The 21,594-nt window shown below is 42.1% G+C and carries 18 protein-coding genes and 1 pseudogene; 12 read left to right on the plus strand and 7 right to left on the minus strand.

The window, feature by feature from the left end; translation table 11 throughout:
* Positions 1–39 precede the first annotated feature (39 nt).
* Entirely contained in the window at positions 40–1,362 is a 1,323-nt protein-coding gene (locus Q8M62_RS03330; protein WP_304899572.1) for a RagB/SusD family nutrient uptake outer membrane protein, read from the plus strand.
* 43 nt (positions 1,363–1,405) lie between these two features.
* On the opposite strand, the gene Q8M62_RS03335 is transcribed toward Q8M62_RS03330, so the two are convergent.
* Positions 1,406–1,687: a hypothetical protein gene (locus Q8M62_RS03335; RefSeq protein WP_304899573.1), complete on the minus strand. Its 282-nt coding sequence runs from the start codon at positions 1,685–1,687 to the stop codon at positions 1,406–1,408.
* Between the two features lie 450 nt (positions 1,688–2,137).
* Between Q8M62_RS03335 and Q8M62_RS03340 the strand changes: the two genes are divergently transcribed.
* On the plus strand, positions 2,138–2,737 hold the full coding sequence (locus tag Q8M62_RS03340) for a hypothetical protein (RefSeq protein ID WP_304899574.1): 600 nt from the start codon (positions 2,138–2,140) through the stop codon (positions 2,735–2,737).
* 966 nt (positions 2,738–3,703) lie between these two features.
* Positions 3,704–4,369 carry a DUF6266 family protein gene (locus Q8M62_RS03345; RefSeq protein WP_304899575.1) on the plus strand — a complete coding sequence of 222 codons (666 nt, stop codon included), beginning with the start codon at positions 3,704–3,706 and terminating at the stop codon, positions 4,367–4,369.
* 2 nt (positions 4,370–4,371) lie between these two features.
* On the opposite strand, the gene Q8M62_RS03350 is transcribed toward Q8M62_RS03345, so the two are convergent.
* The 3 genes and pseudogenes from Q8M62_RS03350 to smc form a co-directional block, all read right to left on the minus strand.
* Positions 4,372–5,013, minus strand: a complete 642-nt coding sequence (locus Q8M62_RS03350) for an ORF6N domain-containing protein (RefSeq protein ID WP_304899576.1) — start codon at positions 5,011–5,013, stop codon at positions 4,372–4,374.
* A gap of 73 nt (positions 5,014–5,086) precedes the next feature.
* Positions 5,087–5,908: pseudogene (locus tag Q8M62_RS03355) on the minus strand (KilA-N domain-containing protein).
* Positions 5,909–6,039: 131 nt separating this feature from the next.
* Positions 6,040–9,579: a chromosome segregation protein SMC gene (gene smc, locus Q8M62_RS03360; RefSeq protein WP_304899577.1), complete on the minus strand. Its 3,540-nt coding sequence runs from the start codon at positions 9,577–9,579 to the stop codon at positions 6,040–6,042.
* A 400-nt stretch (positions 9,580–9,979) separates the two neighbouring features.
* On the opposite strand from smc, the gene Q8M62_RS03365 reads away from it, so the two are divergent.
* The 5 genes from Q8M62_RS03365 to Q8M62_RS03385 all read left to right on the plus strand — a co-directional run bounded on the left by Q8M62_RS03365 (position 9,980) and on the right by Q8M62_RS03385 (position 13,467).
* A complete protein-coding gene (locus Q8M62_RS03365) occupies positions 9,980–10,534 on the plus strand; it encodes a transposase (RefSeq protein WP_304899578.1) in 555 nt (184 codons plus the stop codon).
* A 280-nt stretch (positions 10,535–10,814) separates the two neighbouring features.
* The gene (locus Q8M62_RS03370; protein WP_304899579.1) at positions 10,815–11,360 is read left to right on the plus strand and encodes a hypothetical protein; all 546 of its coding nucleotides are present in this window, start codon (positions 10,815–10,817) and stop codon (positions 11,358–11,360) included.
* Between the two features lie 86 nt (positions 11,361–11,446).
* Entirely contained in the window at positions 11,447–11,944 is a 498-nt protein-coding gene (locus Q8M62_RS03375) for a ubiquinol-cytochrome c reductase iron-sulfur subunit (protein WP_304899580.1), read from the plus strand.
* Between the two features lie 108 nt (positions 11,945–12,052).
* Positions 12,053–12,595 (plus strand): YceI family protein, encoded by a 543-nt coding sequence (locus Q8M62_RS03380; protein ID WP_304899581.1) that lies wholly within the window; start codon positions 12,053–12,055, stop codon positions 12,593–12,595.
* Positions 12,592–13,467 (plus strand): DUF5777 family beta-barrel protein, encoded by an 876-nt coding sequence (locus Q8M62_RS03385; RefSeq protein ID WP_304899582.1) that lies wholly within the window; start codon positions 12,592–12,594, stop codon positions 13,465–13,467. Before Q8M62_RS03380 ends, Q8M62_RS03385 begins: the two co-directional genes overlap by 4 nt.
* On the opposite strand, the gene Q8M62_RS03390 is transcribed toward Q8M62_RS03385, so the two are convergent.
* The 3 genes from Q8M62_RS03390 to Q8M62_RS03400 all read right to left on the minus strand — a co-directional run bounded on the left by Q8M62_RS03390 (position 13,468) and on the right by Q8M62_RS03400 (position 17,036).
* A complete protein-coding gene (locus Q8M62_RS03390; protein WP_304899583.1) occupies positions 13,468–15,045 on the minus strand; it encodes a glycosyltransferase family 39 protein in 1,578 nt (525 codons plus the stop codon).
* 248 nt (positions 15,046–15,293) lie between these two features.
* Positions 15,294–15,809 carry a DUF2911 domain-containing protein gene (locus Q8M62_RS03395; RefSeq protein ID WP_304899584.1) on the minus strand — a complete coding sequence of 172 codons (516 nt, stop codon included), beginning with the start codon at positions 15,807–15,809 and terminating at the stop codon, positions 15,294–15,296.
* A gap of 78 nt (positions 15,810–15,887) precedes the next feature.
* On the minus strand, positions 15,888–17,036 hold the full coding sequence (locus tag Q8M62_RS03400; RefSeq protein WP_304899585.1) for a Gfo/Idh/MocA family protein: 1,149 nt from the start codon (positions 17,034–17,036) through the stop codon (positions 15,888–15,890).
* Positions 17,037–17,279: 243 nt separating this feature from the next.
* On the opposite strand from Q8M62_RS03400, the gene Q8M62_RS03405 reads away from it, so the two are divergent.
* The 4 genes from Q8M62_RS03405 to Q8M62_RS03420 all read left to right on the plus strand — a co-directional run bounded on the left by Q8M62_RS03405 (position 17,280) and on the right by Q8M62_RS03420 (position 21,349).
* Entirely contained in the window at positions 17,280–18,158 is an 879-nt protein-coding gene (locus tag Q8M62_RS03405; RefSeq protein ID WP_304899586.1) for a DUF3667 domain-containing protein, read from the plus strand.
* 1 nt (position 18,159) lies between these two features.
* Positions 18,160–18,573, plus strand: coding sequence for a DoxX family protein (locus Q8M62_RS03410; protein ID WP_304899587.1), 414 nt, complete (start codon positions 18,160–18,162; stop codon positions 18,571–18,573).
* A 149-nt stretch (positions 18,574–18,722) separates the two neighbouring features.
* A complete protein-coding gene (locus Q8M62_RS03415) occupies positions 18,723–19,181 on the plus strand; it encodes a (2Fe-2S)-binding protein (protein ID WP_304899588.1) in 459 nt (152 codons plus the stop codon).
* Positions 19,182–19,183: 2 nt separating this feature from the next.
* A complete protein-coding gene (locus tag Q8M62_RS03420) occupies positions 19,184–21,349 on the plus strand; it encodes a xanthine dehydrogenase family protein molybdopterin-binding subunit (RefSeq protein WP_304899589.1) in 2,166 nt (721 codons plus the stop codon).
* Positions 21,350–21,594: the final 245 nt, after the last annotated feature.

The following is a 21,594-nucleotide window of genomic DNA, read 5'->3' on the forward strand; positions in this document are numbered from 1 at the left end:
TCACCCTTTTTATCATATCACTAAAATAAAGACCTTAAAATGAACTGTAACATCAAAAAAAATCTGACTGGATTGGTCTTTCTGATCCTGTTTTCCTGCGATGGATTCTTAGATGAAAAACCGCAAAAATCTTTACTTGTTCCCCAATCTTTGAAGGAAGTCAGGGCGATGTTGGATTATTACAATTTTCTGACCAATACCCCACTGCTCCCTTTTATGATGTCGGACGAATGGTCAACTACCAATGTGGAATGGGAAAATTTTGTACCATGGCAACAAAATTCTTATTTATGGAGAAAAAGTATTTTCGAGCCTCAGGAGCGATCCTCCGATTATCAAACACTTCACAGGCAGATGTTTTATGCAAATACTGCATTGCATTTGTTGGAAAATATGGAATCCGGTAATTCTCCTCAAAATTCGCAGATGAGAGGGGAGGCATTGACCTTAAGAGCACGGGTCTTGTTTGACTTAGCAACATTATTCCTGCCAGGGCCGCAGAGTACATTGAAAGGACAAATTAAAATCCCTGTAAATCTCAGTCAGGATATTAATGCATCTCTTATAAGGATGGGAATAGACGAATTATTGGGGATGATTAAAGAAGATTTGGAAGAGGCATTTACAATATTGCCTGATCGGGCCGAAATTAAAACCAGACCGGACAAACGAACGGCCAAGGCCATTCTTGCCAGAATTCATCTTTACGAACAGAACTGGGATAAAGCGCTGTCAGCGGCAACTTATGTAATTGAAAATGCTGATGGACTGATGGATTTCAAAAAATTAAATTCCTCCTTAAGCTATCCTTTTTCAGTTTTTAATCAGGAAACGATCTTTTTCCAACAAATGCAAACCTCAATTATTACGATAAGGCCTACTACTGAACTTTCTAAAGCGCTTTATGAATCTTACCAGAAAAATGATCTTAGAAAAGCACTTTTTTTCAGGTTGAGTCCTACTCAAGGAGCGCTTTTCAAAGGCTCTTATACCGGCGGATTCCGGCTTTTCAGTGGGATAGGAATTTCAGAAATGTACCTAACGGCGGCAGAGGCTGCGATTCGAGCTGGAAAACTGGAAGAAGGGCTGCAGAGATTGAATGAATTGGGATCAGTGAGATATTCTGATTTTAAGCCTTGGAATTCTCTTCAACAACAGGAAGCCCTGGAATTGGCCATTGCAGAAAGAAATAGAGAATTGGTATTTAGATGCCTTCGTTGGATGGATATGAAGAGATTGAAATATTTGAATCCCTCTTTTCAGGCAAGTCGGGAAATAAACGGAACCAAATTCACCTTGATGGAAGAGGATCAGTTTATTTTGGATTTACCTCCTTATGAAGTTGAATTGGGTATGCAATAAATAAAAAGAACCCGGAATCATGAATTCCGGGTTCTAAACTCACTTACTTTTTCTGATCCTCAATGGGAACAAGACTGATGTTTACAAATTTTCTTTCGATTTCGGTATCAACAGGATTTCCGTTGACTGCATCAAAAAGACAACCAGGCTGGGTATCTTGATCGCAGAGATAGGTGACCCCTTCTTGCCCTTCAATCAGATACCAATCGGTACCATCAAATCCATACATCTGATTGGCCTCTTCCTTTGGAGAAGTGAAGGCCACAGCAGCAAATGCTGCCAAGACAAATGCTATTACGGGTAATCTTTTGGTTATTGATTCCATGATTTCTTTTGTTAGTGAGGGTTGCCCCCCGGTGGAACATACCATTTGGATTTTCCCTTAGGCAGAGACCCTTTCCATGTGCTTCGTTCTGCGTAAGAATTCTGCACCGAGTTCCCTGCCTAAGAGTTGAATCATTCGGGGATTACTTCCCGATTGAGGTGTAGATTCATCACCTTTTGCCGCTGAGTGTGGACTGGCATCTTCGCTCCCGGTCCTGAAGATGAGCGGCGGTTGAACTGCCAAGGAGGAGAAGTCCTAGATGGCATATTGAACCTACGGGATTTGATTTTTATGTGCAAATCCTTGAATTTGATCTGGTTATTAAAATTTGATTTTCATAATCAATGGTATGAAAAATCAATTTAGATTTTTAATTTTCATCAAACTTATGTTTTGTTTAATGTCGGATTCTCTTGGATTTTCCTCAAGATTCCTTAACTGTGAAGTTGGATGGTCAGTGATTTTAGAATTAAATGGAATATTATCCACTATGCCCGAAAGCACGGAATATATGTTCCAAGCCTATTTAGGGAACTGTTTGATAAAGCCGGAATTGTTTCGTTCCGAAGAGGTGAGCCGATCAAGTTTAGACCGGATGATCTGTTATGCTTTATAAATTCCGGCGCGGTATTGGGTAATTTAATAATGGAAAATGGACGGAATGAGTGCCATCTTCTAATGGAGAAACAGATTTTTTACACAGGTTTGGAAATGGAGGGAAGGATAAAGCGCAAAAAGGCGATTTGGACCTCAGTGAAGAATACAGAAATCACTTTTATTTCTCTTGCCTATTTGCTGGATGCAGAAAAGGATTTTGAAGCGTATGGGAATGATCTAATTGAACATATAATTAAACAGGATCAATATTCAAGCAGCGTATTCACAGAAATACAAAATGGGGTCACGCTAGAACATAAGATCAGTACAATGCTGAAAATCTCGCCTGAATTTTTGGAAATTAAGCAGCGGCATCTTTCCGATTACCTGATGGTCAGACCACCATCATTGAGTCGGTCCCTAAAGAATTACGAGAATAAATACTTGATATAAGCCCACCTTCCTTAAGATTAATTTCTTGAAGAATTTCCGAGGTGGTATTTTTTACAATACGGACAGCGGTAGGTATCCAATCTGGAATAGTCTTCGGTTTTAATTATATGCCTATTTCGAAAATTATAGTCCATTACATACCATGCAATTTCCGGAGAAGGAAACTTGGTTTTTCCGAGGCAAACTGCACGGATGCGAAGCAGTGAAATGGACGATATGCCAGGCGAAGGCTGCATAGAGAAACTTTGAGCTCTAATTTAATGGATTTATGAATTGAGGGAAAGTCTAGTTATCGAAACAGGTTTTAGATAACTAGGCCTACTGTGCTCTTCCGGCCCACTTTTGCAAGGTCTCCAGACTTGACCTTAATCAAATGCAGTCTTCAGACAGCCGTAGTAATTAGCCCATTCTCCCTGATGTTCGACATTGACCATTCCATTGCGCTGGCTTGAGCCATCTATTCCAGATTGATATTCTGCGCCATCGCTGAATCCTACTTCCCAATTTCAATTCCCAGCTTTAAAAAGCCGGGCAATTCAAGGGATTGCCCTCAACACTTTTTCAGATACCTCAAGTCCACATTTTCCATAAAATCTACAGGTAATTTTATCTTTGACTCATCTGATTTAAGTTTATTCGCTATTGAGCTGATATAAATCAAGGTAGAGTAGATCGGGAAATGCTGGAGAAAGCATAGTCCTAAAAATTGCTTGTTTAATATCGATTTGTTGCATTTTGCTCGATTATCCAATTATCAATAGCTAAGAGGATAATGCATGAGTAGGGAAGAAGGATAGTGTGAAAAAAGCAATTCCTAGTATTACTTCACTAATTAAAAACCATCCTTTGACCAATACATAAGCAATCCTTGAATAATTATACATTGATCAAAAAATTATTTTTAAGCCTTATGTTTTTTTAAATTGATCTATTAACTTAAACTCTAGAAAATCAATTGATTATCCTATGGGCAGAGTTAAGGGTAGTTTGCTGGAAGGTATTAGAGGTAAGGTTGGTAACCTCGTTTTTTACGAATACAATGGGGAAACGTATGTCCGAAAGGCTCCGGGGAAACAGAGCAAGTCTGTCAAGGCTAAAACTTCACTCTTAAAACGGCAGAGCCAATCTGTAATCAAGCAGACGCATACTTTTTTGAAATACTTCACTCACTTGCTTCGATTTGGGTATCAAGATCTGGAGGTCGGAGGTAGAAAGCCATACCATGCTGCAGTGTCATACACCTCTAAAAATTGCTTTCGCTTTGTGGAAAAAGGCAATCCTCAGAAGGTTTTAGATATAAGTTTGGTCAAATTCAGCCAAGGATCACTCTTAGGACCACAAAACGCTGTAGCATCACGGGAAGGAGGAGGAATTCAATTTACGTGGCGGAATAACGCTTGGGAAGTCAATGCCAAACCAACAGATCAAGCATTTGTGGTATTGATTCATGAAGATCGAGAAAAGTCAAGGTGGGAATTTCTGGGATCTTTTCGAGAAAAGGAAAGTCATTTTCTGGAAGTGCCTTTCCTATCCGAAAGTGAGAAATGGCATGCCTATCTTTCATTCAGCCAAGAAAATCCTTGGACTAAAAAGCGCGCTTTCTCCGACTCGGTTTATTTGGGAGAAGTATAATTTTAAATAAGTCGATAGATTTCCTCCTTAACAGTAAGTTGGATTGATTCATTGATGTTACTAACAATCAGGATAAAATTGGTTTTGGCAGTTCTGATAATTCTTGATGCCAATTCATAAGCGTCGAAGACTTGTCCATCGAAGAAGACACCTTGTGATGGGATGGAATCTTTGTTTTCCAGGGCTTTGAAGACTTTGTCGAATTTTTGATCGGACTCTAAAATCTTTCGTTCTATTCCTTCGATTCTTTGTAGAATGCCACTTTGAAAAATAAGTGTTTTCCGAAGAGCCACAAAGGCATTCATAATTTCTAAGCTTACCATAACTGCTGTTGCGCTTCTTAAAACAGCGGAAAGCATGGCAACTCCTTGTTCTGTGAATACAAATGGGGGTCTTCTTAATCCCATTTTATCATTATTGGAGATCACATTTTGTGATTTCCAATTTTCAAATTCCTCACCATTTAATTGAAACCTGAATGATTTAGGGAAACGGTCAATGTTTCTTTTTACAGCCTGATTTAATGCTCTGGTTTCTACCACATATAACTCCGCCAAATCCCGATCAATCATTACCTGTAAACCACGAATTGTAAAAATCCGATTTTCGATCTCTTGGCTGGAAAGAGGAAGTTCTTTGCTCATGATTTTAAAAGTCAGATTGAAAAAGTAATCAAGTAGTATTTTAAAAATAGGGATTTTTTGGAAGTTTTAATCCTTAGTTTTTCAATTGATCCAAACTCTTCCGATGCAGTACCAAGGACTTCATCTGAGAGATGGCCATTTGATTGAGTTGAATCAAGCGTTCGGATTGCGTCAAGCCTTGATGGATCAAAAGTGCATTGGTACTCTCCATATTTGATAGCACGACTAGCTGCTCGAGATTGGCAAAATCTCTGATGTTCCCTTTTTTATCCGGATTAGCATCCCGCCATTGTTTTGCAGTCTTTCCAAACAAGGCCATGTTGAGCACATCGGCTTCATTGGCATAAATGATGGCAGCTTGGTTGCGTGTAATTTCTTCGGGGATGAGGTTTTCCTTGATTGCGTCGGTATGGATGTGGTAATTAACCTTAGCCAAAGTTCTTTGGAAGTTCCATTCTAAATTATGGCGGTTATTTTCGTCCTCTTTTAGGCGCTGGTATTCTTTTACCAGTAATAATTGGAATTTTGGACTAATCCACATTCCAAAATGGAAGGCAATGTCTTTATGCGCATAAGTTCCTCCATACCTTCCCGCTTTTGCAGTAATACCTATAGCATTGGTTATTTCCAGCCAATTCTTAACAGAGAGAACAAATTTGTTACTTCCTGCAGCGTTTTTAATTGTACCGAATTCGGTATAATTAAAATCCGGATTGTAGAGGGCTTCCCATTCTCCAAGATATTCAATCGTGCTTTTTAGACTTAGCCATTTAATGATGACCACCTCTTGCAATTGACCCCGAGCCATATCAGTGAAAGAGATGTAGTCATTTTTTTCTCATGAAATAATGGAAATTTCTACTCCGTCAATATTAATTTTCTTACCTATTGCCATAAAAAATCCGGTTTAATTGTTTAAAGATTGGCTTTCATGTCCTCTATTCAATTTACAAATAATGAATATCGAATGGCGAACATCGAATGATGAAGGGGCCGAATTTTGAATCTCAAATCTCTAATTACAAATCAAGCCAACTCCCTCAAATCCACCGGAACAACCCTAGAAACTCCAGCTTCGATCATCGTAATGCCATAGATGATATCCGTGCTGGCCATCGTGCGCTTGTTGTGCGTCACGATGATAAACTGGCTCTCGGCGCTGAACTTCTGGATGATGTGGTTAAACTTATCGATGTTGGCGTCGTCAAGTGGGGCATCCACTTCGTCGAAGATACAGAAAGGAGCAGGCTTCAGCAGGTAAATGGAGAAGAGTAGGGAAGTGGCGGTCAGGGTCTTTTCCCCACCAGATAGTTGATTGATAGTCAGGGGACGCTTGCCTTTGGGTTTGGCGATAATCTCAATGGCACTTTCCAGCGGATTGCTCGGATCCACCAAGGTCAGGTCACAGTCGTCCTGCTCGGTAAAGAGCGAGCGAAATACCTTGATAAAGTTTTCTTTGATCTTGCCAAAAGCATCCAAAAATGTCTCCCGTGCCACCTGATCGATTTCCGAAATGGTAGTCAAAAGGCTTTGCTTGGCATTGAAAAGATCAGCCTTCTGCGAAGTGATAAAGTCATAGCGCACTTTGATCTCGTCGTAGGCTTCCATCGCCATGGGGTTGATCGGGCCGATTTTTTCGAGTCGCTCCTTTTGCTTGCGCACGAGTTCCCGGAGTTCCTCCTCCGCAAAATCTGCGAATTCAGGATCCAAATTCGGGTTTTCCTCCATCAGCGAATCGAGGTCTAACTCAAACTCCACACTCAGGCGCTCTTTCATTCCGCTCATCTTGAGCTTGATCTCGTTGATGCTGTTTTGGAGTTCCTGCAGGAGTACGTCAAATCCTTCCTTGGTTTTCTGCAGGCTGCGAATTCGGGTATCGGTCTCATCGATCAGGCCGCGGGCACCGTAGTAGTCTTTTTCGGCTTCGGTCACGCCTCGCTCGATGCTTTCCTTTTCAGCATACAGCTCAATCAGTTCGTCGTCCTTCACTTCATTGTTGTCGAGGAGGGATTTGATCTCTGAATCCAGTTGGGCAAGTTCGGCCTGAGACTTTTCGATTCGCTCTTTGGAGCTTTCAAAGGCATTTTGCTTAAACTCAATTTCCTGCTCCAGGCTGTTCACCCGGTTGACCTGCTGGATGTAGGTGATATTTTCTTGGTTGAAGGTCTGAGATTTCTCAGCCAGTTTCTTGTTTTCGGCTTCTACTTCTTCATTGACCAAGGTGAGTCCTTCCGACAATTCGGAAAAACTTGCTTTCTGATCGGTTAGTTGAGGAAGGATCTCCCTCAGGCTTTCCTCCAGGCTGGCGATGCGATCCAAAATATCCTCCCGCTTATGCACATTGGAGGAGAGGAGTTCGGCTAGCTGTTCCTTTTTGGTACGGACGGATACGTAAGCCGAGTTGAGTTCATTAATGCGGCTTTGGCTTTCCTCCAGGGTTTTCTTGTGGCTGACTTCTTTCAGCTTCATCAGGTCGCTGAGCTTCTGATCCAGGTTGGCACGGGTGCTGCTGACTTTTTTACTCAAATCTTTAATCTCCCGGTCCAGCTTCTCCAGATTCTTGGCCCGACCGATTCGTTTTCCTTCGAAAAGTCCCACCGAACCGCCGGAAAGGGAGAATTTACGCTTGGTGTATTTGCCGTTTTCGGAAAGAAAGACACAGTCCGAATCCACGGGAAAATCCTTGTATTCTCCCTGCACGAGATAGACATTGTCCAAAATGAAATTGATCAGACGACTGTACTTGAGGTCGAATTCGATGATTTCAGTGGCTGCTATGGCATTGGCGAAAAGCTTGCTCTGTCCTGCTTTGAACCGCTCAAAATGCTCCAGCACGAAGAAATTGGCTTTGCCACGTGCCGCATCACTGAGCAGTTGAATCGCCGCAATGGCCTGATCCTCGGTATCCACTACATAGTAATTCATGTAGGATTCGAGGTAGTTTTCGATGGTCACCCGGTACTTTTCATCCGTAGTGAGCAAGTCGGAGAGCAGGGGAATGTCTTTGCCCCAGGTCGGGTTTTTTTTGAGGAACTTAATTGCCTCCGGGAAACCCTCAAGATTTTCGACCAGAGACTTGGTGAGGTTGTATTCGTTGGTTTTGGAGTCGAGTTTGCGGGACGAGGTGGTCAGTTCCTCCCGGATCATTTCGATCACACGATTGGTTTCTTCGATCTTTTGGTCCTGATCTTCCTGTTTGGCTTTGAGTTGGGAAAAAGCCGCCGTAGCCTCATCCAATTCGGACTTCAGCTCCACCATTTTGTCCTCAAAATCTACCAAACTTGCTTCCTGTGAGGAGTCATCAGATGATGTACGCTCCAATTCCTGCTTTAATGTGCTGAGTTGAATCTGCTTGATTTCAACCTCTTTGCTAAGTTGATAGACTCGCTCTTTGAGGCTTTCGAACTTCAGGCTTTGTTCCTTTTGGCTTTGTTGCTTTTCGGAAGTGATCAGTTTCTGCGCATCGTATTGCTGACGGAGCTCGGAGACGATATGTTCTTTTTCCGCAAGGATTTTCTCGGCTGATTCTTTCTCCTGATGCAGCGATCTTATAGAGAATCCGGCTCGGTCGTTTGACTTTCGATCTGTGTCGATTTGCTCGCGCAAAGTTTGGGAGCGATCCTCGAGGAAGCGCATCCGCTCGTTTTTGATTTTCTTCTCCGACTCAAAAGCCCGGATTTTATTGACGTGCTCGTTGAGTGTTTTCTGTCGGGAGGAGAGGAGTTTTTCCTTTTGGATGAGATCTGCTTTGAGTTGTGCCAAAAGGGCTTCCTGATCAGCGATCTGAGTTTGGAGTTGAAGCTTTCGATCGGATTCCGATTGGATTTTTGAATTCGCTTCAATCAGGTTGTTAGCATATTTCTCGATGGATTTCTTGGCCATATTGATGCTGGCAACCCGATAATCCGCTTTGATCTCAAAATATCTTGCAGCCTGCTTCGCCTGTTTTTCGAGGCTTTTCAGGTTTTTGTCAATCTCAAAAAGCAAATCTTCCACCCGGGCAAGATCGGCGTCTGTGTCTTCCAGTTTGCGAAGGGTCTCGCGCTTTCGGTTTTTGAACTTGGAGATTCCGGCGGCTTCTTCGAAGAGTTCGCGTCGGGAGTTGTTTTTGTCATTCAGCAACTCATCGATCATCTTGAGTTCGATGATCGCATAGGAATTGGAGTTGATCCCCGTGTCCATGAAGAGGTTGGAGATATCCTTCAGACGGCAGGATACGCCGTTGATTTGGTATTCGCTTTCACCGGTTCGGTAATAGCGGCGGGTGATGGTGACGTGTGTGTATTCGGTAGGGAGGAGGTTTTTGGTGTTTTCAAAGGTCAGGGAAACCTCCGCCATATTGGTTGGCTTGCGGTTTTTGGTTCCGTTGAAGATGACGTTTTCCATCTTGTCGGAGCGGAGCATACGGGATTTTTGCTCGCCAAGCACCCAACGGATGGCATCGACGACATTTGACTTACCGCAACCGTTTGGACCAACGACACCGGTGATTCCTTTGTCGAAGTGGATAACCATTTTATCCCCAAAACTCTTAAAGCCCTTGATCTCCAGTTTACTGAGCAGCATTCGATTTTTATCCTCCGTGTAAAGGGGACAAAATAAGTTTAAAGCGTGGAAATGGCAAATTATTGTACCAAGTACCATGTACAAAGTACCAAGTAGGGATGAGAGTGACTAGCGCAAGTCTTCCGACCTGCCTAGCCGTCGGGCAGACTTGTGCTTTGGATAATACAGTCTTCAGACTGCCCAAGACAGTTAGGGAAAATTTGAAAGCAGTCCGAAGACTGCATCATTGTAGGTCCAAGTCTGAAGACTTGAACCAAGTAGCACGTAGTTTAGCGCAAGTCTTCAGACCTGCCTCGCCGTCAGGCAGGCTTGTGCTTAAGATATTGCAGTCTTCAGACTGTCGAAAAATCAAAAATCAGTATTTTAGATACGCTGTTTTAAATCTTGATTTTTTTCAATCATGAGTAGAAAGTATAAAATCCGAGATCAAGAGAAATTGTACTTTGTCACCTTCACGATTGTCGAATGGATTGATCTATTCACTCGTCGGGATTATCGGGATATTTTTTTGGATTCCTTGAAATTCTGTCAGAAAAACAAAGGATTGGACCTATGTGCTTTTTGTATTATGTCCAGTCATGTTCATTTGATTATTGGAAGAAATGGAGATTTAATACTTGAAGATTTGATCAGAGATATCAAGAAATTTACATCTGTAAAGTTCTTGGAAGCAATAAAAATTCTACCGGATGAAAGTAGAAGGGAATTTCTTTTGAGGCATTTTGGCAATGCCGGAAGAAGAAATTTAAACAATTCAAATTTTCAGATTTGGCAGCAACATAGCCATCCCATTGAACTGAATACAGAAGATAAAATCAGGAGATGTTTGAATTATATTCACCAAAATCCGGTGGCAGCTGGGATTGTCCTTTCGCCAGAAGATTATTTGTACAGTAGCGCTTCCAATTATGCAGAATTGCCAGACAAGCTTATTGATGTGATTTTGATAGGATGATTTGGGCAGTCTGACGACTGCATCATTGTGGGTCCAAGTTTGAAGACTTGAACCAAGTAGCACGTAGTCTAACGCAAGTCTTCCGACCTGCCTCGCCGTCAGGCAGACTTGTGCTAGGGATAATGCAGTCTTAAGACTGCCCAAGACAGTTAAGAAAAGCTTGAAAGCAGTCCGAAGACTGTATCATTGTAGGTCCAAGTTTGAAGAACCTTGAACCAAACGTCCCAGATTCCCAACCTCCCTGCTTCCCACTATCAAAATTTTAAATTAACTTGAGGGCATGGATTTGGGTAACATCGTTTATATCGTGGCCATTTTGGCCTATTTCATTTATCAGGCCACTCGGAAGAAAAAGGATTTGGATATGCCGGATTCGGATGAATCTTCACCTCAGGCTCCTCAGAAGGGGATGACTTTTGAGGATTTGATGAAAGAAATCCGTCAGGCTCAAAATCCTCCTCCTGTTGAAAAACCTGTTCAGGCAAAGCCAAAGCCTGTAATCCCCGAACCTCAAAGGGCTGAACCTTATCGTTCTTACCCGGGCCCATCCCATATTCCCCAAGTCAAAACAGCCTCCCGAAAGCCTGTCATCGTAGAAGATGATGAGGAAATCGAATATTACGAAGGTTCTTTCGGTGCTTCGAAAAAAGTACCTTTTCAGGACTTTAAGTCCACCAATTCTGCGGAATTGATTCCTTCATTCAAAATGGACTATGAAGCCATTAAGGCTAAAAAATCAAATCCTTATGCCCAGCTGCTTAAAAACCCGAAAACCTTGAAGGATGCTGTAGTCCTGAGTGAAATATTGAAGCCAAAGTATTTTTGATTATTGGAGAAATTCAAAACTTTTAGCATCCGTTTGAGATTATTTATTCGTATTTGATTCTATCTACCGAATAATCAATTTAAAAAATGGATAAAGACCTTGTTACCCGTTCAGGAAGTTTGACCGAATCCAGAAGGAGATTTTTGGAAAAATCTGGTGCTTCTCTCGTGTTAGCTACCTTTGGTGCTGCTTTTTTTACCTCATGTTCCTCGACTGACGATGCTGATCCATCAGGCCCACCGACGCCTCCGGGAAATTCAAGCTCCGGAATTACCATATCAGGATCAGTCATTGTCATTAATTTGGCCGTTCAGACAGCACTCAACAACTCTGGCAATTGGCTGTTGATTGAAAATGCAAAGGCGCTGGTAGCAAATGTCAATGGCTCATTTGTCGCGCTTACTTCCGTTTGTACCCACTCTGGCTGTGATCGAAATTGGACTTTTGCAGCCAGTCGCTTTACTTGTACTTGCCATGGTTCGGTATTTGATGCCTCGGGGCGCGTGGTACAAGGGCCTGCAAATCAACCCTTGACGCAGTTTACTACGCAGGTTTCAGGGACTACACTGACAATTACCAAATAAAAGTGAATCTGCCTGATGCAGTCAGGCATGGCGAAAATGCCAATTGGAAGGACGATGTTCTAGCCGGCGAGTTGTCCATTTGACTATTAAAAATCAACTATTAAAACGATGAAGATTTTAGGCTTTCTTTTGGCCATTTCGCTGAGTTCTGCTGCATTTGGTCAGGAGTTTCTGACCAAAACAGGGCAGGTTACATTTTTGTCAAAAGCACCGCTCAATGAGTTTGAAGGGAAGTCAAGTGTATTGAATGGTTTGGTAGACTTAGATAAAAACCTCCTTGATTTCTTTGTGGATCTAAACACACTTAAGACGGGTATTGGGCTTCGGGATAGTCACATGCGGGAAAATTACCTCGAGACTGATAAATATCCATTTGCCGAGTTTACCGGCAAAATCGATGGCAGCCCCCAACTGTCGGTCGGACAAAAAGTGCCGGTTAAAGCGGTCGGGACTTTTAAAATTCACGGTGTGGAGCGGAAGATTGAAGTTTCCGGATTTTTGACCAAGCTTCAAAACGGGAAAATCGAACTTGACACAAGTTTTACAATTTTACTTTCAGACTATAATATCCCTGTTCCAAAGCTCGTATTTTATGAATTGGCGGAGGAGCAAAAAGTCACGATCAAAGCCACTTTAACTGAGAAAAAATGAAAACATCAGGACTTCTTCTAGCGCTGTTTTTTGGTATAATCTCTTATTCAAATGCTCAGTTGGAGCGAGTGCTTGAAAACACCAATCAAGCGGTAGATCTGATTTTCCATGCCCCCAGGCATATCAATCTGATGACTGTGGAGCCGCTTGAGAAGAAGACCATGCACTTTGCCATCATGCACACTTTCGGTACTCTGGATGGAGGGATTGAGAACCTTTTTGGCTTGGACAATGGGGCAAACATCCAGTTTAGCTTTGAATTTGGTTTATCTGACAAGCTTTCGCTGGGTGCAGCTCGATCCAGTCGGGATAAGTTTTACAACCTCTACGGACGGTATCATCTTCTGGAACAAACGCAAAACGGCAATGTGCCCATTTCTGTAAGTTTGGCAGGTGGTGCAGGGGTGATCAGCAATCCATATTCATTTTTACCGGCAGCTGAGCGACCGGAATTTGTCGATCGACTTGCCTATTCCGCTCAAGTGATGATTGCACGAAAGTTTTCAAATAAATTCAGTTTGCAAGTCAGCCCAATGTTGGCCTATTTCAACAATCCCCGTCAAATCTATCTGATCGAGGGCACCCAAAATCTCTACCTCGCGCTTGGGTTTAGTGGAAAATTAAAAGTTACAGATCGTTCTTCTCTCACACTCCAATGGATACCCAATCTTAATTCAGACTTGAGAAATAATGTCGGAATTGGTTGGGATGTCGAAGCGGGGGGCCATGTTTTTCAAATGTATTTTGTGACCTCACAGGCACTCAATGAGCAATACTTATTGGCGGGAGGTAATGGCGTTCCCGGTGAAGAATTTAGACTCGGATTTAACGTCAACCGGATTTTTGCCTTGGGGCAAAAAAAGAGGAAATAACTATTCTCTGGAAAAATTACGTAACCAAAGTTTGCCGTTGACTGATTCGGAATCCAAGCGGTAATTTTCATTTAACCATATTTCCAAAGCAGACACATCTACCTGTTCCTTAGGATATCCGTGTTTGTAATAGTCATAGATTAAAACCCTCAATTTCTGAGGTGGATTAGATTTAAGTGAGTCCAATTTTTCGATCGGGAAAAGTAAATCTTTTGTGGTTTGATTCTCAGGTAAAAGCACTTCCTTGCTGAAATCAAGAAAATTATTTGTGAGTATAATAGATTGATTAGTAGTTATTAAGGTTTCTTGATCTAAAGTTTGAATAAGGTGTTTGTACTCCTTTAATTTCATTTGGTAGCTAATTGCCATTAAAGCAGGAAAAGCCAAATAAACTCCAAAAGACCAAACCTGTTGTCTTTTTTGAATTGCATAAATGATAACAATAGCGAAAGCCTGAAAAGCTGCCATTTTCCAATCTTGTTGGATTAAACTGATTCCTGCTCCAAGTAGAATTAGACCAGTCATTGATCTTTTTAACTTCAGGTTTCTACTCCAATCTTCCCAACCTGAAGCTATCAAAAAGGCTAAAATCGGCACCAAAATAATCAGATGGCGAGGGTTGAGGTAAATTGGATTGTAAAATCTTAAGGTGCTACTCATTACCCAAAACAATCCAAGTAAACTCAGGAATGCCAAGCCAAATTCAATTCCCGGACTCTGTGGATTTTTTCGAATTTTCAGCAGTCCTGGGATGGCAAATACGATCCAAATCCAATAAGATCGTTCGACAAAAGTAAGAATGGGAAGTATGGTCAGGCGCTTGAGCATTACCCAGACACTCTTGTCAGCATAGGTAAATTCTGAAATGTAATGTCCATCCTGAATTGATTCAAATCGATAAAAGGGACTTCCGAATTGAATCCAAAAGTAAGCCAAATACAGACTGCCAAAGACAATCCCAAATCCGAAAAGAGCGGAATAGAAAGGGATTTTTTTGGTTCCTTTTTTCCAATCGAAAGCCCAAAGTAAAACAGGAAGTGGTGCAAGGAATATGATGGTTTCCTTGGTCAAAAAGCCAAAGAACAAACCGAAAATCAATCCTAAGGCTGCCAGAATGGGCCTCTCATTTCTGTATACTGCTGAAAACGGAACTAATACTGTCCAAAATACCAACTGAGAATCAGGATAAACCTTGGTCAAAAAGTGGAGAAAATAGACTTGAGTGGAAAACCAGATGAGCAAGACCCAAGGATTAGATTCCCGCGGTAATACCTTCAACAGCATGGCCAGGGTACCGATGTAACTGAACAGGGAAATCAAGGAAATCCGATGTGGATCAAAACCGAAAAGAAAACCTATCAAACCCGAGGGGATGTAGGCACCCCATCGGGTGGAGAAATGGTATTCGTTGAATTCCATGGTGCCAGCCCAGAAGTTTTTGCCGGCAAGTAAGTAGTAGACATCGTCAGAAAAAGTGATTCCGTCAAAGCCGAAAAGCCAATACAGGAAAAGAAAGCCTATTCCGGCCAAAAAGGCGCTTTTCTTTGGATTTGAATAACTAAAGCTTCGGATTGGCATCCTGTAAAAATAGGGGAATTGAGATGAAATCGAGGCTGCCTATCGGATGTGACAGGCACTTACTCACTACAATATAAATGAGCATTATTTAAACTTAAACTTTTCCCGAAATTCTATCGGATACTATCTCAAAAATGAAAAAAGCCCGGTACAATCCCGGGCTTCTATTCAAATTTTGATCACTGACCACCAGTCGAAAGACTAATCCAATGGATCTAATGGCCTGTGCTGGCGATGCTTAATTTTAATTAAGAACCGATTTTAGCCGCAGCTTTACCATATTCCCATCTAACTTCAAAACCATCAGGTTTTACTTCGTAGACCAAGCGCTCCTCCATGGTAGAAGTTTGCATTGAAGGTACACTTACCCTTAACGCATCTTCTTTGGAATCATAGGTATAAGCTCCCCACTGTTTTGCTACTTTGTTAAATATCAAAGTGGACTCATACTCACCAGGGATAATGAAGAAGCTGTAAGTGCCAGCTGGAAGTTTCTTTCCTTCTACCATGATATCTTTTTCGGTGGTAAAGGTAGTGGCATCATCAGCACCAGCTCTCCATACTTGACCTAGAGGAACCAAATCACCCCAAATGGTACGACCCTTTACCGCGGGAGAAGAGTAATTGATGGTGATTTTGGAGCCTGCTGCCGTTCCTTCAGCTTTTCTTGCGGGACTTGCTTTTTCTTGTGCAGTAGCTGAAAAAGCTACAAATGCCATCAGGGCAAATGCAAATAGACTTTTTTTCAAATTCATAGTTTTCATTGATTTAGATTTTTATTGAAATAAGGATTTATGGTAATTAATTCTTGTCTTCCTACTGACAAAAGCCGCAAAAGGTTTTTAGATTTTAACCCAAGCTTGCTTTTTGTCGCTTTCGACTATTCGTTCTCCGATAATCAATTCTCTCAGACCACTTGCAAAAGTCGGATAGGAGGGGTTTTCAGGTTGCTTTCCTACAGCAATTGCCGCATAGACTTCTTTAAACATTTGCTTGGAGGTGTCCGGGAAGCCCTCGTTGTGTCCTCCAGGAAAACTGATCAGGGCAGAAGCCTCAGGGTAAGCCAGGGAAGGATCTTTCATCAGCTGCTCATTGGCTTTGTCCCGTTTCCCAATCCATAGTTCATTCGGTCTTTCTGAATTGAATTCAAAATTGGATTTGGAACCTGCGATCTCAATATTCAGTCGGTTTTTGCGACCTGCACTTACTTGAGAGACAGTGATCGAACCCTTGGATCCATTGTCAAACCGAAGCAAAACCGTAGCATGATCTTCCGTATTGATCGGAACTTCCGCATAGTCTGAGGCTTGCAACTTAGTATCAGAATAGGTCTCAATAGCTTTCAGCGGCTTCAATCGTGTTTTATGTACCGTGGAGAAATCAGCCATCACTTCAGTGATTTTCAATCCAGTGACATACTCAGTGATGTCAAGCAAGTGGGAACCGATATCCGCAATCGCTCTGGAATCTCCGGATTTGTCCGGTTCCAGTCTCCAGTTGTAGTCAGTTTGGAAGAAAAGCCAATCCTGCAGGTAAGATCCCATCACAGAATAGACCTCGCCAAGATCTCCTTTTTCGCGCATGGTTTTCATCTGCCGTACCATCGGATAGTAGCGCAGATTGAAGTGGACAGCATTGACCAAGCCGGTGGCGGAAGCAATCTTCACCAACTCTTCCGCTTCGTGAATTTTGACTGCAAGAGGTTTTTCACAAATCACATGCTTTTCTGATTCCAACACAGCTTTTGCTTGCGCAAAGTGAAGGAAATTTGGTGTACAGATGTGGACTACATCGATGTCATCCTGTTTTAGCATTTCGTCAAAAGTATAGGCTCGTGGGATTCCAAGCACTTTTGCTTTTTCATTTGCAAGTTCTTGGGTGACTTCACATAGTGCTACTACCTCGACATTAGGTAATCTTCTAAGTGCCTCAAGGTGAGCAGGACCGATAAATCCGGTACCTACGATGGCAGCTTTGATGGTTTGGGACATAGGTTTAGGGTTTTGTTAAAAAACAGAAGGATCGAAGATAAATAAATAATTTTCAAGAAACAGGCTGAAAAAACAAACAATTCACCTGAAAAATATAGAACTTATCGCTTTACCAAGCTCATGAAATGCCCATGAGAAAGGCTTCTCACACAGGGGGATGCCCCGAGCTATAGGGGCAGGGCATTCCCTGTCCGACGACAGGCGGGCATGTGATCATAAAAAATCAAATTATAAACACATGAAATGAATTTTTGGAGGAAACGAACTGAAGCATTTGATTTTCAAATTACCAGAAAATGTAAGCATTGCGAGGCGTCTTTTCATGGCAAATTCTGCAATATATGCGGAGAAAAAGTGCTGGAAAAAGAGGATCAAACACTAAAAAATTACCTTCTTAATCTGCTCAATGCCTACACTTTTATTGATGGTAAATTTTTCAACAGTCTTCGAACCCTATTATTAAAACCTGGCAAGATCACCGAGGATGTTTCCGAAGGAATCACGGTACCATACATGCAGCCGATTTCTTTTTTCTTTCTAGCCAACTTTATATACTTCTTCTTCCCTGTAATTCAGACATTTAATACGAGTCTATATAATCAACTCTATAGAATGCCATATAGTGGCTTTGTGGAGAAAGAAGTGACCGAATACATAAGTGAAAATAACTTAAGCCTTTCGGATTTCTCTCAAATTTACGATATGAATTCGACAGGCAATTCGAAGCTTTTACTTTTTCTGTTTGTCATTTATTTAATCCCTTTTATTGTATTGGCAAATTATTCAAAGCAGGTCAATTTTGTAAAATACTTCCACCTTAGTCTGGAGTTCGTTACGTTTATTCTCATTGTTCCTACGGTTGGAATTTCATTGGTGACAAGAGGGATATCTCAGTTGATTCTTGGTCTTGGTGTAAATTGGAATGGGGAAATTAGAGATGAATATTACACATTTTTTCTCTCCCTCATTATCCTTGGCTTTTTCGTTCCGGCTATTCGCAGAGTGATGGGATTTTCGTGGTGGAGAAGTATTCTTGGAGGAATTCTGTTGGTCTCAGCGCTGATTGTAGTTATTACGATCTATCGACTCACACTTTTTCTAGCGACATTTTACACGCTTTGAAATGAGAAACTTAACTGAATCACCCCGATTTGAATACCTAAACATTGCTATTCTCTTAGTTCGATTTTGGGTGGGAACAGTTATGCTCAAACATAGCGGAACCTATCTTTTCCAAGGAAAAGTCCCCGAACTTGCAGCCTTTCTAGAATCATTGAATTGGCCTTTTCCATTATTGATGGCCTATGCTTCCCAAATCGCAGAGTTTGCAGCTGGGATTCTGATTTTGCTGGGAATTCGATACGGTGCTTGGATTATGGCTTTTACCTTGGGGATTGCTGTGATTTTTGCCCATTCAGGAAAAATCTATTCAGAGGCAGAGTTACCTTTTAATTACTTTTTGATGAGTATAGTACTCAGTTTGACAGGTTGTGGAAAGCCAAGTTTGGATAAGGGTTTTTTCCGGAAATCGAAATAAAAATTAGTAATTTAACTGCATTTCAGATTTCTTGATTCATTCATCCCTTGTTATTGCAACTCATCCAAAAACCAGGCAATTGAGCTGAAGTCCAATTCGATAAGCAAAATTTATTCTTTATCTTAAGATTCTGAATAAACTCAAAACTCATGGCAAATTACAATCTGAAAATCAACGGGAAGTCCCACACCGTAGATGTCGATGACGATACTCCACTCTTGTGGGTTCTTCGGGATAACTTGGGACTGGTAGGCACTAAATTTAGCTGTGGAATCGCCCAATGCGGGGCTTGCACGGTACACATCAATGGCAATGCTACTTTTTCCTGCCTGACACCGGTTTCAAGTATCGGAAATGCAGAGGTATTGACGATTGAGGGTCTTTCCGAGGACGGGGATCACCCTGTTCAAAAAGCTTGGGCAGAAGTGGATGTTGCTCAGTGTGGCTATTGCCAGGCTGGCCAAATCATGACTGCTGTGGCTTTATTAAAAAGCAATCCAAATCCCAATATGGAGGAAATTGACAATGCGATGAATCGAAATATCTGTCGCTGTGGTACCTATCATAAGATTCGCGAAGCTGTCGCCCTAGCCGCTAAAACCAAATAATCATGACAACACTTACAAAAGCAAGCAGAAGGGACTTCCTCAAAATTGCGGGATCCTCAGTCGGTGGATTAGTCATCGGATTTAGCTGGTTTAGCTGCGATTCTCCCAAGATGGAGGTGCTCAGCACAGAGGAAATTCTTTCCCAAGCCAAATCATTCAACAGTTATTTATCCATTTCACCTTCTGGAGATGTAGTGATTTATTCGCCAAATCCAGAATTAGGACAAAATATCAAAACCTCATTTCCAATGGTTGTGGCGGAAGAATTGGATGCGGACTGGGAGAAAGTTCGTGTACTCCAAGCCAATCTGGACACCGAAAAATACGACCGTCAACTGACCGGTGGATCCGGTGCAATGCCGCATAGCTGGGAAAGACTGAGAAAAGCCGGAGCAACTGCCAAATTTGTTTTGGTTGCGGCGGCTGCTAAAGCCTGGAATGTAAATGCCTCAGAGATCACGGTGGAGAAAGGGGTTATTTCTCACAAAGGATCGGGAAAAAGTGGTCATTTCGGCGAATTCGTAGCCGAAGCTGCTACAATGACAGCCCCTGAGGAGGTGACATTAAAGGATAAAAAGGATTTCAAAATCATTGGAACCGCAGTGAAAAATGTGGATGCCAAAGAAATGTACACCGGTAAGCCAATGTATGGACTGGATTTCTACCGGGAGGGAATGCTGCATGCCATGATTCAGCGAGCTCCTTTTGGAATGAAAATCAAGGCTGTAGATGATTCGGCAGCGAGAGGTGTATCAGGAGTAAAAGACGTCGTCACTTTTGGAACAAGTGTGGCTGTAGTTGGTGAATCCACCTGGCCATTGTTGAAGGCGAAGAAATTACTTCGAATAGATTATGAGCCGGATGGAGCAGTAGAAAGTACGGCAGATCATGACAGGATTTTTGCGGAATTAATGTTGAATGGAAAACCGGACGTGAAGCGGAAAGACGGGAATTTTGATGCTGCATTTAAAGGTGCTGCGCAAGTTGTGACCGCAGAATATCAATGTCCTTTCATTGCTCATTCTCCAATGGAACCAGAAAACTTTTTTGCTCATGTGAAGGGGGACAAAGTCGAACTCATCGGCCCAACCCAAACTCCGGATCGTGCCAGACAGGCAACTGCCCAACTTTTAGGCATTCCTTTAGAAAATATCACAGTGGAAATTACACGTTTGGGCGGTGGATTCGGCAGAAGACTACGAGCAGATTATGTAGAAGAAGCTGTGGAAGTTTCCCGAGCGATGAATGCACCTGTAAAAGTGACCTGGAGTCGTGAAGATGAGTTGACTGGTGGTGCTTATCGTCCGGCAGTCAGATACCGATTTGAAGCAGGTTTGGATGCATCAGGAAATATGATAGCATACAAACTGCGAGGAGTTGGGATGAATGCCGGAAACTGTACCAGAGAGAATAACTTCCCATCCGGAGCCGTAGCAAATGTCTTAATTGAAAGTATTGAACATAAGTCAAGCATTACAACCAATGCTTGGAGAGCGCCAATCACAAATTTCTTGGCTTATGCCGAGCAAAGTTTCTTGGATGAAGTAGCGCTTGCCGCCGGAAAAGATCCTGTCCAGTTCCGATTGGATTTATTACAGCAAGCCAAAACTTCACCTGTAGGGGGAGAGTTGGGATACGATGTTGATCGGATGATTGGTGTGGTGAAAGCCGCCGCTGAGAAATCCAACTGGGGAAAAGATCCGAATGTAAAGCAAGGCTTTAGTGTTTATTATTCACATAGATCATATGTAGCTCAAGTAGCTGACATTGCGATGGAGGGAGGAACGCCTGTACTCAAAAAGGTAACTGCCGTCACCGACTGCGGAATGGTGGTGAATCCAATCGGAGCTAACCACCAAGTTCGCGGCGGAATTGTGGATGGAATGGGTCATGCGATGTACGGGAATCTGACCTTCGAAAATGGGGTTCCAAAGCAGAAAAACTTCGATTCCTATCGATTGATCCGAATGAAGGAAGTTCCTGAGATTGATACGCACTTCTTGGATACAGGCTTTGATCCGACAGGATTGGGCGAACCTGCACTTCCACCTACAGGAGGAGCAATAGCCAACGCGATCTTCTCTGCTACAGGCAGAAGACTGAGAAGTCAGCCATTTATCGAGCAAAAAGAATTCTCTGATATTAAGCTGGAAATTAGAAGAGCGTAGAAATTCTAGGTTTGAAATTAGAGATTTGAAATTATTATGAGTTATGCTGCTTCTCCGGAAGCAGCATTTCCATTTAAAATTGTCCAGCTTAAGGATTAGCGGGTGATGGGATGATGAATTTTACCACATAGCCACATAGTTTTGAGTGAAAACACCTTTATGATATTTTTTTCTTATGTGACTATGTGGTTAAAAAAAGACCTACCATATTTTGAAAATAAGGTAGGCCTGATACTTCAAAGAAA

Origin of the sequence: Algoriphagus sp. (assembly GCF_030694375.1) — a bacterium.
GTDB lineage: Bacteria > Bacteroidota > Bacteroidia > Cytophagales > Cyclobacteriaceae > Algoriphagus.